14 protein-coding genes are annotated in these 15,054 nt (G+C 62.8%); 4 read left to right on the forward strand and 10 right to left on the reverse strand.

What is annotated here, in order from left to right; translation table 11 throughout:
• Nucleotides 1-11 precede the first annotated feature (11 nt).
• The 9 genes from ACEOAB_RS09745 to ACEOAB_RS09785 form a co-directional block, all read right to left on the reverse strand.
• Nucleotides 12-779: a hypothetical protein gene (locus tag ACEOAB_RS09745; RefSeq protein ID WP_307614353.1), complete on the reverse strand. Its 768-nt coding sequence runs from the start codon at nt 777-779 to the stop codon at nt 12-14.
• Between the two features lie 61 nt (nt 780-840).
• The gene (locus ACEOAB_RS09750; protein ID WP_209499599.1) at nt 841-1,188 is read right to left on the reverse strand and encodes a DUF6152 family protein; all 348 of its coding nucleotides are present in this window, start codon (nt 1,186-1,188) and stop codon (nt 841-843) included.
• Between the two features lie 215 nt (nt 1,189-1,403).
• A complete protein-coding gene (locus ACEOAB_RS09755) occupies nt 1,404-3,524 on the reverse strand; it encodes a TonB-dependent receptor (RefSeq protein ID WP_495653667.1) in 2,121 nt (706 codons plus the stop codon).
• Between the two features lie 89 nt (nt 3,525-3,613).
• Entirely contained in the window at nt 3,614-4,285 is a 672-nt protein-coding gene (locus ACEOAB_RS09760) for a cytochrome b (protein WP_495653668.1), read from the reverse strand.
• A gap of 36 nt (nt 4,286-4,321) precedes the next feature.
• The gene (locus ACEOAB_RS09765) at nt 4,322-5,776 is read right to left on the reverse strand and encodes an aldehyde dehydrogenase family protein (RefSeq protein ID WP_309928998.1); all 1,455 of its coding nucleotides are present in this window, start codon (nt 5,774-5,776) and stop codon (nt 4,322-4,324) included.
• Between the two features lie 426 nt (nt 5,777-6,202).
• A complete protein-coding gene (gstA, locus tag ACEOAB_RS09770) occupies nt 6,203-6,850 on the reverse strand; it encodes a glutathione transferase GstA (RefSeq protein ID WP_145745772.1) in 648 nt (215 codons plus the stop codon).
• Nucleotides 6,851-6,932: 82 nt separating this feature from the next.
• Nucleotides 6,933-7,913: a tripartite tricarboxylate transporter substrate binding protein gene (locus tag ACEOAB_RS09775; RefSeq protein WP_495653669.1), complete on the reverse strand. Its 981-nt coding sequence runs from the start codon at nt 7,911-7,913 to the stop codon at nt 6,933-6,935.
• Between the two features lie 119 nt (nt 7,914-8,032).
• Nucleotides 8,033-9,019 carry a Bug family tripartite tricarboxylate transporter substrate binding protein gene (locus tag ACEOAB_RS09780; RefSeq protein WP_309929003.1) on the reverse strand — a complete coding sequence of 329 codons (987 nt, stop codon included), beginning with the start codon at nt 9,017-9,019 and terminating at the stop codon, nt 8,033-8,035.
• A gap of 114 nt (nt 9,020-9,133) precedes the next feature.
• Nucleotides 9,134-9,964: an IclR family transcriptional regulator gene (locus tag ACEOAB_RS09785; RefSeq protein ID WP_413312850.1), complete on the reverse strand. Its 831-nt coding sequence runs from the start codon at nt 9,962-9,964 to the stop codon at nt 9,134-9,136.
• A gap of 214 nt (nt 9,965-10,178) precedes the next feature.
• Between ACEOAB_RS09785 and gstA (ACEOAB_RS09790) the strand changes: the two genes are divergently transcribed.
• Genes gstA (ACEOAB_RS09790) through ACEOAB_RS09800 form a run of 3 tightly spaced genes read left to right on the forward strand, consistent with a single transcriptional unit; the run spans nt 10,179 to nt 12,933 of the window.
• Nucleotides 10,179-10,805, forward strand: a complete 627-nt coding sequence (gene gstA / locus ACEOAB_RS09790) for a glutathione transferase GstA (protein WP_307614360.1) — start codon at nt 10,179-10,181, stop codon at nt 10,803-10,805.
• A 21-nt stretch (nt 10,806-10,826) separates the two neighbouring features.
• Entirely contained in the window at nt 10,827-11,882 is a 1,056-nt protein-coding gene (locus ACEOAB_RS09795; protein ID WP_495653670.1) for a cyclase family protein, read from the forward strand.
• 52 nt (nt 11,883-11,934) lie between these two features.
• Nucleotides 11,935-12,933 (forward strand): Bug family tripartite tricarboxylate transporter substrate binding protein, encoded by a 999-nt coding sequence (locus tag ACEOAB_RS09800; protein ID WP_225612721.1) that lies wholly within the window; start codon nt 11,935-11,937, stop codon nt 12,931-12,933.
• A gap of 68 nt (nt 12,934-13,001) precedes the next feature.
• Here the strand turns inward: ACEOAB_RS09800 and ACEOAB_RS09805 are convergent, their stop codons facing one another.
• Nucleotides 13,002-13,718, reverse strand: a complete 717-nt coding sequence (locus tag ACEOAB_RS09805) for an IclR family transcriptional regulator (RefSeq protein WP_307614363.1) — start codon at nt 13,716-13,718, stop codon at nt 13,002-13,004.
• 492 nt (nt 13,719-14,210) lie between these two features.
• Between ACEOAB_RS09805 and ACEOAB_RS09810 the strand changes: the two genes are divergently transcribed.
• Nucleotides 14,211-15,047: a Bug family tripartite tricarboxylate transporter substrate binding protein gene (locus tag ACEOAB_RS09810; RefSeq protein WP_309929377.1), complete on the forward strand. Its 837-nt coding sequence runs from the start codon at nt 14,211-14,213 to the stop codon at nt 15,045-15,047.
• Nucleotides 15,048-15,054 lie beyond the last annotated feature (7 nt).

Raw genomic sequence — 15,054 nt, forward strand, 5'->3', positions numbered from 1 at the left:
GGGCGGCGGTGTCAGTTGCGACGAAGGGCGGTCTTTCCCTCGCTGTCGATCACGATCTGGTTGTTCTCACAGACGTATTCCTGGATCCTGTAGTCGGACCTCTTGTATTCGAAGGTGAAGCGATACGGCGCGTTAAGAACTTCCGGATCCTCGATCACGATCTGGTTCTCGAGATGATCGGGATCCTTGAGCCGGATTCGCTCCGTGATCTTCATGTCCTTCCCATGCGGAACGTCGTACAGCCGCGCCTCGGGCCGAATACCTTGGGTCTCCACCACGAGCGTGTCGCCCTCCCACCGCCCGCGCGATTGCCCTTGGAACGTGGCCTCCAGCTTGTCCTTTGACGGCATCGGTTCGGTCAACAGGATGCGACGTACTTGCTGGAGATACTCGCCGAGCACGACCACTTGCTTGTTGTTGTGAATAATCTCGATCGGAAAAAGCGCCGCCATCAGCGTGGGCATTCCCTCCGGGAGGCACTTGCTGCTCGTTGTGGCAAGCGGGGTCCCGGCTTCGTTGGCCTCAGCCTGCTTTTTCTTCAGCGTCTCGTATTCACTGAGGAAGGGCTCTTTCAGGTCGATCTTTCCGCCTGGCAATACAGGGTTGTCCGGATCCTCGCCAAACCAGTCGTCCGGTGTTCTTTCCCACGTTCCGCTGATGCCGAGCTTCTGCGCTTCTGCAGGACCACCACCGCGTTCGGAGGCGATGAACGTCACTGCGGCAGCTGCGGCGATGAACAGGGCCAGCAAGCCCGCACGAGAGCGTCGTGTCATTGTCATATCGATATCTCCACCCGGCGGACGTCGTCGGTCTCAGTACAAAGGGCTGGGCGGCGCGTCATCATCCTCCCCCCGTCAGAACCACGCTGCCGATCTTGATCTCGATGAGCAACCCTCCAGGATCACCGTTCTTCAGCGGGTGAAACGACACCTCTGCTTTGTCGCCAACCTTGATCGAATCGGATTTCCAGCCCGATCTGGCCAGGGCGTTGATGCTTCCGGTCTCGACCTTGTATCGCTGGGCCGGCGTGCCCTCTGCATCCACGTAGATCGTCACGTGGGGATTCGTCCAGTCGAACCGACCGACGAGGCCTTTGACCGCGGTGGTCTTGGTTCTGTCGAAAATGGCAAAGGAGTGATGTGCCGATGCAGTCAATGGCAGCAGGCCCGATGCGATCACTGCCAGCACGAGGCGCCTTCTGATTGAGGACGGCGATAACCTCGGATGTCTCATTGCGGGTGTCTCCACTCTTGTATTGATCTGTGGCCTCTCAAAATGCCACTGCACCATCGCGATGCATGCCAAGGTTAGGCCGCTTCGTGATGTGGCCTTAGCCCAAAACGGCAGTTCGTCCTGAGGCTAGGGAATTCCCCAATCCGCGCCTGCTGTACAGCAGGCGCGGATCAGAAGCTCGCTCGCGCCGTGAGTTGCACTGTGCGCGGAGCACCCAGCAGCCAGCTTGTATTGGCGGTGCCTGTCAGCGCGTAGTCGCGATTGGCCAGGTTTTTCACGGACAGGCTGAACCTGAGGTTGGGTGAATGTTCGTAGGCCAGCGACGCGTCGAGTACCACGTACGACGGCAGCTTCGTGGTGTTGGCGGTGTTGCCCTGACGCTCACCCACGTAGCGCGCGCCGAAGCCCACCTGCCATTGCGGCAGGAAGCGCCACGTTGTCCAGACGCTGGCTGTGCGCTCGGGCACGCCGGGAGGCGTCATGCCGTTGCGCGAGACCAGGGCGCCCGAGACCCGTTCCCCGAAATCGTCGTAGCGCGCGCGCAAGAAGGCGGCATTGGCGTCGATCGTCCAGCCGCGCACGGGCTCGGCCGCGAAGGCCAGCTCGATACCGGTGGACGACTGCTGGCCGATCTGCTGCGTGACGTTGGGATTGCCGGCATCGCGCGAGAGCAGGTTGCGCTTTGCGATCTTGTACAGTGCCACCGTCCATTCGCCGCGCACGGCGGGCACGGCGCCCTTGGCGCCTACCTCGACCTGGCGGCCCTTCGTGAGATCGAAGGTGTTGCCGCCTCCGGGCAGCGACAGTGCGCCCGAAAGCGGGTCGGTGCCGGTGCCGAACTGTCCGTAGAGCGAGAGCGCCTCGCTGGGCGACCACACGGCGCCAAGACGGCCGGTGATGGGCGAATACTTCTTGACCAGGTTCACGCCGCGGCGCAGGTCCGTGCTGTGAAGTTCCATGCGGTCGCTGCGCAGGCCGGCCACCAGCCTCCACTCTCGAGTCAGGTCGAGTGCGTTCTCGGCGAACAAGGCGGTGGTTTCCAGTTGTGACGCACGGCCCCCAATGGTGGGTACAGGACTGATGAAGACGCCAGGCGTGAAGTTGTACGGGTCTACCGCACTGGCGCCTCCATAGGGCGAATTGTTGGTGTGCACGAGCCGGGTACGGTACCAGTCCAGGCCCACGATGAAGCGGTTCTTCAAGCCGCCCAGCGTGCCGTCGAAGGTCGCGTCGAATCGGTTGCCGGTCTGCTCCTGGTCGTGCAGGATCTCCAGGTAATCGCTGCGGTCCACGCTGGTGCCCGCGGTACTGAAATTGTAGTCCTCCGCGTTGCGCCAATGCCGGGCGGTGGTGAGGTGGTAGGTTTCGTTGCGCAGGCGAAGGCCGGCAGCGACTTGATAGTCCACCTTGGCGCGCCAGACGCGGTCGTCGTACTTGACCACCGAGTCGGAGACGTTGAAGTTCGTCCGGCGCAGCCGCTGGTCCAACACACCATCGCGCAGCGGTGTACCAAAGTAGCGCGCGTCATCGTTTATGCCGCCGTCGAGGGAGAAGGTCACCCTCAGGTCGCGGCTCGCGCGCACCGCCAGTGCCAGCGCGTAGTTGTGACGCTGCACGTCCATGAACTGGCGATAGCCGTCGCTTCTTTCTGCATCAAGGTAGACCGAATAAGCCAGCACGTCGTTGATGGGGCCGCGCAAGCCCACGCCCCCTTGCACTGTGCCAAAGGAGCCGCCGCCCAGGAAGGCCTCGCGCTGGGTGCGCTCGAAGTCGGGGCGTTTGGTCACATAGTTCACGGCCGCGCCGATGGCTCCATCGCCATAGAGCACCGACGCAGGGCCTCGCAGGACCTCGACTGACTCCATGGGCCAGGTCGAGAAGGGATAGGTGACGGTGCCTGCTGCGACGGTGAGGCGTGTTCCGTCGATCAACTGGGCCACCGAGTTGTGGCCGACGAAGCCGCGCGCAATCAAGCTGGTCCCGCCATTCCCCGGAGCGGGCGCTTCGCTGATGCCGGGCATGCGCACGGCCACGTCCTGCGCACGCGTGAGATCACGCTCGGCGATGTCGGCCGCCTCCAGACGGCTGACGCTGGCCGGTGTCTCGCGTGCAGTGAGGCCCAGGCGGGAGCCGGTGCTGTTGGGCGCATCGAGCGACAGGGTGCTGCCGGCCTCGGCCTGCGTATCCGTCACCTGCACGGTGGGCAGTTGAGCAACAGAGGGCTGTGCCAAGCTGGTCTGCGCAATGCAGACCACCACGGACAGGAACAGCAGGTTCCGAGCTTCTTGCATGAAACGATCCTCCATGACCCCGGTCTTCTGACCCCGTCCATTTCCGCGCCGGGCATCGGCCGGTCGAACCGCGCCGGAGCTCTTGCACATCAGGGGTTGCAGCGTTTTTCCGGGTGGGCGTGCGCCGGAACGACCTGGGGTCGCGGCTTCAACGGCAGCATCCGCCGCAGCACGGCATCCTTGCGAACGAAGTGATGCACAAGAGCCGCAGCGACGTGCAGCACCACCAGCGGCCATGCCAGCCACTTGCCGCAGAAGCTGTGAATCGACCACATGATGTCTTCCAGGTCTTTGACACTCAGGCCGAACAGGTCCCGGACCCAGGCCGCGAAGACTGTGTCCCTGCATGCCGGAATCACGAAGAACCCGAAATCAGTCGGGTGGTACGTCGTCATGTAGCCCGTCACGGGCATGAGGATGAGGAAGGCGTACAACGCCCAATGGGCCACGTCCGCGGCGAGATGTTCCAGACGTGAACCGGGGACGTGCCGGGGCACGCCGCCCCAGAGCCGCCAAACGAGCCGCGGCAGCGTAATCACGCCGATCGTGATACCCAGAATCCAGTGGATATTGAGGAGCGGGATGACCCGGTCAGGCTCCGGAGCGATGCCGAAGAGTGCCGGCTTGATACTTGTTTCCGGATCGACTATCCAGATCACATAGTACGCAATCACATAGGCGGTGATGAATGCCCCCGCTGTGAACCAATGGAACAGCATTGAGGCATTTCCGTAAGCGTCGATTCTGTTGCGCCAACCCATCGCAATCTCCTTCTTCTTTTGACTGCAGCACCAAGGTCAGTTTGGCAACAGCACAGTGACAACCTTTTCTTCGGTATACGCGAGGGCACCGGACAACCCGCCCTCGCGGCCAATGCCGCTCGTCTTGAGTCCACCCCATGGCAGGTTCGCATCCAGAGGGCTCCAGCAATTCACGCCAACGGCTCCGACCTTGAGGGCGGCTGCGACGCGGTGAGCGCGCGCGAGGTGGCTGGTCCACACTGTGGCGGCCAAGCCATAGGCGGAGTCGTTGGCCAGATCGATGGCTTCCTTCTCGGTGTCGAAGACGATGATCGTCCCCACGGGACCAAAAATCTCTTCCCGCGCAATCGTCATTGAGTTTGTTGCGTTGGCGAAGATGGTGGGCTTCACGAACCATCCTCTCTCAGGCTGCGACACACCGCCGGCAAGGAGTTCGGCGCCTTCGTCGAGGCCAATCTGCACGTAGCGATTCACACGGTCGAACTGCGCCTTCTTGGCCACTGGGCCCATCTGCACACCGGGTTGGCGCGGATCCCCCACGGTGATGGAATTCGCCGCCTCCGCCAATGCAGCCGCGAATTCGCGGGCGATGCCGTGCTGCACGAGGATCCGCGATCCAGCCGCGCACACCTGCCCCTGATTCACGAACAGGCCCATCGCGCAGCCGCGCAGTGCCTCCTCCATGGAGGCATCATCAAATACGATCTGCGGACTCTTGCCACCCAGTTCCAGTGTGATTCGCTTGAACAACGGAGCTGCGATGCGCTGGATGGCCCGTCCCGCTTCGGGGCTTCCAGTAAAGCTGATCTTCGCCACGTCGGGATGCTCGCAAAGCGCACGGCCGACCACCTCACCGTAGCCCGTGACCACGTTGATCACGCCGTCGGGAAAGCCCGCCTCCTGCGCGAGGAGAGCCAGATGCAGCGCGGATTGGGGCGTTTCCTCTGACGGCTTCACCACCACGGTGCAGCCCGCCGCCAACAGAGCGGCCAGCTTCCATGTCGTGATCATCAGGGGCGAGTTCCACGGCAGGATGGCACCGACCACGCCGATCGGCTCCCGGATCGTGTATGAGAGCGTCCGATTCCCCATATAGCCGCCCGTAGGGATGGCGCGGCCTTCAAGCTGGTTGGCCCAGCCCGCTGCGGCACGCAAGTTGGCCACGGCATTGGGAACGTCCATCATGCGGGGCTCCATCGGCGAGCGTCCGATGGCATTGGCATCCATGTCGGCCAACAGCGCAGTGTCGCGTTCGACGAGGTCGGCCAGCTTGCTCAGCAGGTGGCCGCGTTGCGCTCCGCTGAGTAGCTTCCAGGCGCCGCTTTCCAATTGGGCATGCGCAGCCGCTACGGCGCGCTGCACGTCCTCGGACGTGCCGCGCGCTGCGGTGGCATATTCCAGTTCGTCAACAGGACTGACGAGGCTCATGCGGGCATGGTCCGAGGCAGGGACCAAAGCGCCCTCGATAAAGTGATTCAGTTGCAGGGTCATGGGTGATCTGCCAGATGAAAATCGCACAAATGCCAGAGGCTCTGGCAGGTTGAAGAAAGTCGCGCCGAACTCTGGGCGCATGGCGAGTGTGCGTTTGCCTGTGTCACCCGCGTTAGCCCAAATCAGCAACTGGACGAAGTCGCCAGCGGAGCGGGCGGCGTCAAGTGCCGCTTGAACTTGACCGCCTGCGAGCGGCACATCGACTTGCGCCGAAAGACGCGCGCGCAGCGCCGCGACAATTGAATAGAGTCAAGAGGTGCATGCGGGCCAGCGATGCACCCGATGGATGCGCGTGTCTCTTCGAAGGTGCGGTAGACATGCCGACGAGCGCACTCGCAATCGCGTAACCCAGTTCAAGCGCGATGGCCGTGACGGGGGCGATCACGCTCGTCCGTCGGCTCGGCGATGAGCGCGTGCGCGAATCGGTTAGTGAGTGTTGTGCATTCTCTCTGCGCTTTCACGCTCACCTTGTTCGCGCGCTGCCTGCTCGGCCGCTTTCACGCTGGACCGTGAACCGGTCCGGGTGAGGTAGGCTTCCAGGTGGGGCCATGGCGCAGTGTCGATAGCGTGGGCTCTTGTCCACATGGCAATGGTGTAGCAATGCGCATCCGCAATCGTGAAGATGGACCCCATGAGGTAGTTCCTGTCGCTCAACTGCGTGTTCAGCCAACCCAGTCGGCCATTGAGGTATTGGCGAGCGATGCTCCTGTATTCAGGAGGAGTCGCCGCCTTGAAGAGCGGCATGAAGCCACCCTTGTGAAGGTCCGCTCCGATGAAGCTCATCCATTCGAGCGTCCGGTACCGTTCGAGCGTGCCCGGGGGCGCCAGCAGCGAACTGCCCGGGCTCTGGTCTGCCAAGTACTGCATGATGACCGCGCCTTCGCTGAGATACTGCCCGTCGGCCATTTCGAGAGTGGGCACGGTTCCCTTGCTGTTGACCTGAAAGTAGTCGGTGCCGTCCTTCAGACGCTTGGTGGTCATGTTGACCCATTCAAGCTCAAGAGGGATTTGCAGTTCGCGCGCAACGATATCGACAGCCAGCGAGCAGCCGCGCACCTCGTGATAAAGCTTCATGACATTTCTCATCTTCTTCTAGTGCATAAATGGCCAGCGTCGTGCCGACCAGGAATTGAGTCGAATCTCATGCGACGGTTCGCTACCGGTCCGTTTCGATCTTGACCTGAGTCAGGATGCCCTGCGTGGCGACGATGGATCGCTCCCACACGGCCATCTGGAGCGCACGGCTGCTGTTCGCGCTGCGCAATCCAAGCTCCACCAACTTGGCCTGAACTTCCGGGGTTGCCATCACGCGCCCGATGGCATCGTGAAGAAAGTCCATGACAGGCTCCGGAGTCCCGGCGGGTGCGAACACAGCGAACCAACCCGAGTCTTCGAAACCCGATACGCCGGCTTCCTTGAATGTGGGAACGTCGGGCAATGTCTGCACGCGGCGGGCCCCGGTCACCGCCAAGGCGCGCACTTCCTTGTCTTCGACATGGCTGCTGAGCGCGGCGACTGTCAGGAACACGCTGTCGATGTGACCGCCGAGCAACTCGGTGATCGCGGGCGAAGAGCCTTTGTACGGAACATGCTGCAGGCGCGCATTGGTTCGCGCCGCAAGCAGCGCCCCCATGATGTGGGGAGACGACCCGGAGCCGAAGGTGCCGAAAGTCAGCTCGCGGTCGCGCGAAGCCTTCAGCAGCTGATCGAGATTCTTGAACGAAGACTTGGCGTTCACGGCCAGTACAAGCGGTGTTTCCGCCACGATGCCGACCATCGAGAAGTTCTTGCGGGTTTGTTCCATCTGCTGCCTCTTCGGAGACAGCAGCGGCGACAGGACGTGGGTCGAGCTGCCGCCGAACATCAGCGTGTAGCCATCGGCTTTCGCTCGTTCGGCATACTGACTCGCGAGAACACCGTTGGCACCCGGCTTGTTCTCGACAACAACGGATTGCCGAATCATCGCGCCCAGCTTGGCCGCCACAAGTCTGGCAAGTATGTCGGTCCCGCCACCGGCGGAAAACGGCACGACCAACGCGATCGGGCGATCTGCGGGGAATGCAGGAGCGGCCTGGGCGCTGAGGGATGCGAGAGCGGTAAACAGTGCAAGCGCTGCGAGAGGTATTTTCTTGAGCATGGCAAGTGGGGTAAGAAGGCGCTCGGCGGCGCCGGGCCCGGGTCGTCGATCGGCGGTGGTCGACCGTGTGCCGGCGTCGATGCGGGTTTCGGCAAAAGTGCTCTGTCGGGTTGGAGTGGCTACTCGAGTTGAATGTGAGCGTGCTGGACAACGCTTCGCCACTTGTCCTGATCTCGTTCGATGAAGGCTCGAAACGGTCCTGGACCTTCGCCGGATACCTTCACGCCGCGCTGCGCCAAGGCCTCTGCGACCTGCGGTTTGGCAAGTGCGTTTCCGATTGCCTTGTCGAGGCGTTGCACGATGGCGTCGGATGTTCCCGCCGGGGCCATGACACCAAGCCAGCCGTCAACCACCAGGTCCGGGATACCCGCCTCGGCCATCGTTGGAAGATTGGGGGCCTGGGTGGTGCGCTGAGCAGACAGGACACCAAGTGCCTTGAGCCTTCCCGCCTGCACATACGGAAGCATCACCGACACGGTATCGAACGCAATCTGCACCTCGCCGGAGACCAGGTCCGTCGCGGCAGCTGCGCTTCCCTTGTAGGGCACGTGCAGCAGTTTTGTCTGCGTCTTGATCGCGAAGAGTTCACCGATCAGGTGATTGGTCGAACCTGCGCCGTAGGACGCGAAGCTCAGCTGCCCCGGCTTCGCCCGGGCAAGGGCGGTCAACTCGCCGACGCTGCTGGCTGGGACTGATGGATGCGCCACCAGCATGAACGACACGGTGCCCACTTGCGTGATGGGCCTGAAGCTCTTCAGCGTGTCATAGGGCACCGCCTTTTTCAGGGCCGGCAAAACGGTCAACTCCGAGCCCGACCCGAAGAACAGTGTGTAGCCATCCGCAGATGCCTTGGCTACGGCGGCGGCTCCGATCATTCCTCCGGCGCCCGCCCTGTTTTCGATCACTACCGGCTGTCCCAGCTCGGCGGCCAGGTCCTGCGCCAGCAAGCGCGCCGCTGTGTCCGTGCCTCCGCCGGCGGCAAAGCCGACAACCATGGTGATGGGCCTTGCGGGAAACGCTTGCGCCTGAGGTTGAGTCCAGGCCGAGAGCGGCACTGCAGCCAGAAGTCCGATCTTCAGCGCGTCTCGGAGCAAGCGAAGCACCATGGTCGGCCTTTCAGTGTTGTGTCAGAAGAACTTTCTCATATTTTGGGAAAAAATCAAACAAAAAAGAAATGCCGGCTTTTCCGGGGCGCGAAAGCGCGGTGCTTTACCGGCGCGTTACTGCAGGGCGCTGCTGACCGTGGCTGCCGCAGCTTTCACCATTTCGATGACGACCTCCTCGCGCAGCAGTGCCATGCGCGCCGCATCGCCAATGAGGGTGATGCTGCCCACGACCTGCCGGGATTCGATGAAGACGGGCGCGGAGATGCCTTCGATGCCGCTGTTGAGCTCTCCGACGGAGAGGGCGAAACCCTGGCGTCTGATGTTCGACATGCTGGCGTGGAAGCTCTCCCAGTCGTTGAGCTGTTCGTCGCCCTGCGCCTCGCCGTTCTCGAAGAGTCGGCGCAGTTTGGCGGCCGGCAGGAAGGCGGTGATGGCCTTGGAACTGGAGCCTCGGAACAGGGGCAGCGGCCGGCCCCGGCCGTAGGCAAGCGAGCCCGTGTCGCTCGTGGATTCGATGTGCACGGTCATGACCTTGTTGCCATAGAGCTTGGTCAGCAGCGCGTTCAGGCCTGTCTGCGCACACAGTGTGCGCATGGGTTCGGACGCCGCACGGATGACCGGATCGCACTCCCTGATTTGCAGGTCCAGTTCCATGATGCTGGGCCCGAGCGTGTAGCCGCCTTTCCAGCGAACCAACAAGCCGGCCGTTGCCAACTGCTTCACGTAGCGATAGGCCGTGCTGGTGGGAACGCCCGCGCCCTTGGCGATCTCCTCGGCCGACAGCACCGGGTGCTCGCGCGTGAAGAGTTGAAGCGTGCTCAGCATCCGGGAGAGGCTCGAGGAGTCCTGCTCCGAATCGCGGACCTTGACGGCGACCGAGCGCGTCTTGCGGGCCGTCTTGGGAGTCGCCTTGAGGGGCTTGGTCTTTGTGTTTGCACGCGGCATGTATGGGTCTCCTCCCCCTTCGGCTGAGCGATGGCTGGGAATTCTAGGGGCCGCGTCGCTCGAGGCTGCGCCCGGCCTTCCGGTGGATGGCCGATGCGGGTTCGTGGGTGATGTGTTGACGAAACAAATAAATTATCGGAATATGGGAAAAATGGCAATTTGACCTGACGGCGCTGGCATGGCGCGAGACCCCCGCAACTGACTGAGGAAACACATGAAGCTGTACCTGACACCCACCGCATGCTCGCTGGCCGTCGACATCGTGGCGCGAGAAGCGGGTATCCCGCTGGAACTGATCTGGGTGGATGTGCGCGCCAAGAAGCTCAAAGACGGAGGCGACTACTTCGCCATCAACCCGAAGGGACAGGTTCCGACCTTGGAGACCGACGCAGGGGAGTTGCTGACCGAAGGCCCGGTGATCGTGCAGTACCTGGCCGACATGAAGCCGGGAAGCGGGTTGCTGGCTGCAGGTGCCGTGATGGACCGATACCGTGTCATCGAGTGGCTCAACTTCATCGGTTCGGAACTGCACAAGGGCTTCACTCCGTTGTTCCGACCGACCACGCCTCCCGCGTATCGGGTGCTGGCGATAGAGAACCTGAACAAGCGGCTGGCCTGGCTCGACACCGTGCTGTCGGGGCGCGAGTACCTGCACGGCGATCGCTTCACGATTGCCGACGCCTACTGCTACACCATCGTCATGTGGAGCCACGTCCACGACATCGATCTTTCGCAATGGCCCAGCCTGAATGCCTATCTCGAACGCATCGAGCAACGTGAGAGCGTTCGGGCGGCACTGAATGCGGAGCGGCAGGAGATCGCCGCCCGTGCCGCCGCCTGAGGCGCCCGAAGAAAGATCGCCATGACGAACCGATGGAAGCAAAGGCCGCCGGGTTCGAACTGGGGCCTCTTCGGGAACGACGATCAGCTCGGATCGATGAACCTCGTTGGCCGGCCGCAAGTGCTGAAGGGGCTCGAGGAGGCGAAAGAGGGGCTGACATTCAGCTTGTCGCTTCCGCTGGACTACCCCGGCGGCACGGCACTGCATCCGCGCCGCCATGCCCCTCGGCGCTTCGCCACGCTGCGGGGCGGAAAGAACGAGGGCGAGCAGTGCTTCTGCTTTGCGCTCTCCCGCGAGAATCCTTTTTATTCCGACGTCTATTCGGATGACGTCGTGGTCCTGCACACGCAGTACTCCACGCAGTGGGACGGCTTGGCGCACGTCGGCGCGGAGTTTGACGCCGACGGTGATGGCGTCGACGAGATCGTCTTCTACAACGGCTACCGGGGCGGAGAGCACGTCAAGCCGGCACGCCGTGCCGAAGGCGCCGTGCGATGGGACACCTACGAGGACCCGACGGCAAGCGCGCTTGGCATCGAGCAACTGGCCAGCCACGGCGTGCAGGGGCGCGCGGTCATGATCGACCTGAATCGCCACTACGGCGAGGAGAATCATCCCGTCGGCTATGCGGACCTGATGCGAATCCTGCAGGAGGATCGGGTGGTCATAGAGCGCGGAGACATGGTCTGCCTCTACACCGGCCTCGACGACCTGATCCTCGGCATGAACAGGAAGCCCGTCACCGAGAAACTGCTTCATTCCTGTGCTGGCCTGAATGGCGGCGACCAGCGGTTGCTTCAGTGGATCACCGACACAGGCATTGCTGCGCTGATCTCGGACAACTTCGCGGTGGAGTTGATGCCCAAAGCCATGCGCCAGAGCGCCAGGCACGCAATGCTGCCGCTTCACGAGCACTGCCTTTTCAAGAACGGCATCCACCTGGGCGAGTTGTGGCGATTGGGCGAACTCGCGCGCTGGCTGAGAAAGAACGAGCGAAGCCGTTTCCTTCTGACTGCGCCGCCATTGAATCTTCCCGGTGCCGCAGGTTCGCCTGTCACGCCCATTGCCACTGTTTGAGCGCGCCTCGGCGCGGGGCTTCGGCGTTCCCTTTCACTTGAAGAGGCTGTCCATGATGATGAATCGCTTGCACCCGGCGCTTTTGCGCATGGCCTTCCTGGCTTGCTGCGTCCTTGCCACTGCGCTGTCCCTCGTGCAGCCGGCCGGTGCCCAGGCCTATCCGTCCAGGCCGATCACGCTCGTCGTCTCGTTCGAGCCAGGGGGCTCCACTGATATCTCTGCCCGTGCGGTTGCGCAGGAACTCTCGGTCGCCCTGGGCCAGCCTGTCATCGTCGACAACAAGCCGGGTGCAGGGGGGCGTATCGGGACGAAATACGCCGCTTCGGCGAAGGCCGACGGCTACACGCTTCTCTGGGGGAGCGGGAGCACCCTGACGGCTGGGCCGGTGCTTTATCCGGACCAGGGGCATGCGGCGAGCCTGGCTCCCGTCAGCCTTGGCGCGACCCAGCCCTTTGTCTTCGTGACGACGCCTGCCACCGGCGCGAAAACGCTGGCTGAATTTGTCGCGCTGGCAAAGCGACGGCCTGGTGAGTTGAACTTCGCATCGGCCGGGACGGGGTCGAGCAATCATCTGCTGGGCGAAATACTCATGTCGGTCACCGGCATCCAACTGGTTCACGTGCCTTACAGAGGGGCCGCCTCGGCGAAGGAGGGGCTTCTGAAGGGTGATGCCCAACTGATGGACGAGGTCGTCTCGCCGCTCATCGGCGCGTTGCGCTCCAATCAACTGGTGCCGCTGTTCATCACGGGCGACACGCGCGACCGGCTGTTCCCGTCCATTCCCACCGCGTTGGAAGTGGGACTGCCCGACCTGGCCATTACCGGCTTCTTCGGCCTGCTCGCGCCCGGAGGGACGCCACCGGAAGTACTGGCGAAGCTCAACGGCGCCATGAAGACGGCGCTTGCGGCGCCCGCGGTCAGCCACGCATTCGACAACCTGGGTTTCACCGCGGCCTACAGCACTCCCGAACAGATGCAGGCGCGAATCACCCAAGGCAAGGCGACCTATCAGCGCGTGGTCTCGGAGCGCAAGATCAAGGTGGCCGATTGACGGCCATGACAAACCTTGCGCCAGACTCGGTGCGTTCGTGAGCTAAAGGGGGTGCCGAGTTGGCCGCCCTAGCCAGCGATCCGCGACGTGATCTTGCGCGCGGCGTCGATCATCAGCGTCGAGAGGAACTCCCGGTTGAAGGCATTGAACCGTTCGGAGTTTCCCGCCAGGGTGATGCTGCCGAGGATGCGTCCCTTCTCGTCGAAGATCGGCGCGGCGATACCACTCTTGCCGGGATCGAGTTCGCCCTCGCTGATGCAGTAGCCGTCCTTGCGGATGCGCAGCATGGCCTTGGAGAAGTCTTTCCAGGTCAGCCCGATGCGCTCCAGGTCTCCTGGCGCGGCGTTGTCGAAGAGCCGTTTCAACTGACGCGGCAGCAGGTACGCCAGGATCACCTTGGCCGTCGCGCTGCGAAACAAGTCCATGGGTCTGCCGCGTCCGAAGTTCAGCGCCTGCTCGTCGGCACCGGAGCGCTGCAGGATGTTGATCACGGTCGAGTCGTAGAGCTCGCTGATCAGCAGTTCCAGATGGGTCTGGGCGATCAGGTCGCCCACGATGTCGCGGCTGGCTGCCAGCAATGGGTCGAACTGAGTCATGTGCCGATCGAGTTCGATGATTCGCGGCCCCAGGGCGTAACCGCGGGGCAGGCGAACGAGCAGGCCCGCGTTGGACAGCTCCTTCACATAGCGGTATGCGCTCGCGGACGTGTAACCCAACTGCGAGCAGATGACCTCGATGTCAATCACGGGCTGTTCCGGCTTGAACAGATTCAGCACCTCGAGCATGCGACTGAGGCTATTCATGGGCGTTGGCAGCGCGTGGCGTCATGGGTGGGCGGCATGTCTTGGCAAACCCGGAAGGTTAATCGAAGCATCGGCGCCGTTGTCGGCTTCTTGCTCGCTTCGAAATGATCGATCAATATCTCATATTGAGAAAAATATGCATGTTGTGCGCGTGAAAATGACAAACAATATTGCATTGTTTTGTCTAATCGATAAACTTGCAAAATTCCTCGCAGAATGAAAGAGCTCTGGCAGGGGTAGTCGGGCCGTTGGCCCCGGCCCAGCGAGCGCACGCCCCGCTCGAAGCCGAACGTCGTCAGTCGGGGTGTTCAGGAGTTCGAGATGAACAGGAATTGCTTTCGGCAAACATGTGCCGCCCTGGCGATGCTTTTCGCCGCGTGTCTGGCCCCGGCTCCAGCCTGGGCCGAGGGCGGTTGGCCATCCCGGCCGATCCGCATCGTCGTTCCGTACCCGCCAGGTACGGGGCCGGACGTGATGGCTCGCCTGGTGACGGAAGGAATGGCGAAGGAGCTCAAGACCGCCTTCGTCGTGGAAAACAAGGCGGGGGCCAACGCGATCATCGGGACGTCGGAGGTAGTGAAGTCGCCGGCCGACGGCTATACCTTCCTGCTGGTCGACCGGCTCACGCTCACGGTCAATCCGCTGCTCTACCAGCCGCTGCCGTTCGACCCCCGGAAGGATCTCGTCTCGGTCAGCAACATCGCCGACGTGAATCTGTATCTCGTGGCCAGTGCGCAGGTGCCTGCCAACGATTTCAGATCCTTCATCGCCTACGTCAAGGCGCATCCCGGGGAGGTGCCGTTCGGCACCGGCGGCGTTGGCAGCGTCATGCACCTGAACATGGAGTTGCTGCAAGCAGGCACCGGCGTGCAGTTCCTGCACGTGCCGTACAAGGCGCTCGCGGAAGTCATTCCCGCCATGCTCGGTGGCCAGGTGGTGGCGACGTCGGGCGGCGTGGAGGCTCTGCTGCCCCATGTGCAAAAGGGCAGCCTGAAGCTGCTGGCTGTCGGCGCCAGCGCGCGCACGCCGGTGGCACCGAATGTACCGACGATCACCGAGGCCGGCGGGTCCGACATGCTGCTGTCCACCTCCTACTCGCTGCATGCCAAGGCAGGCACCCCTGCAGAAATCCTGGCGCGAATGAACGCAGCCCTGGCCAAGGTGCTGGCCGCTCCCGACCTGCAGGCCTGGGCGTCCGCCCGAGGCCTGCGGGCCGGGGCTTCCAAGCCCGCGGAGCTCGACGCGCAGATCGCCGTCGACGCCGAGCGTGTCGGCAAGCTGGTGCGCGAGCGCGGCATCAAGGTGCAATAAGAGGAAC

This window comes from Variovorax sp. Varisp53 (assembly GCF_059491555.1).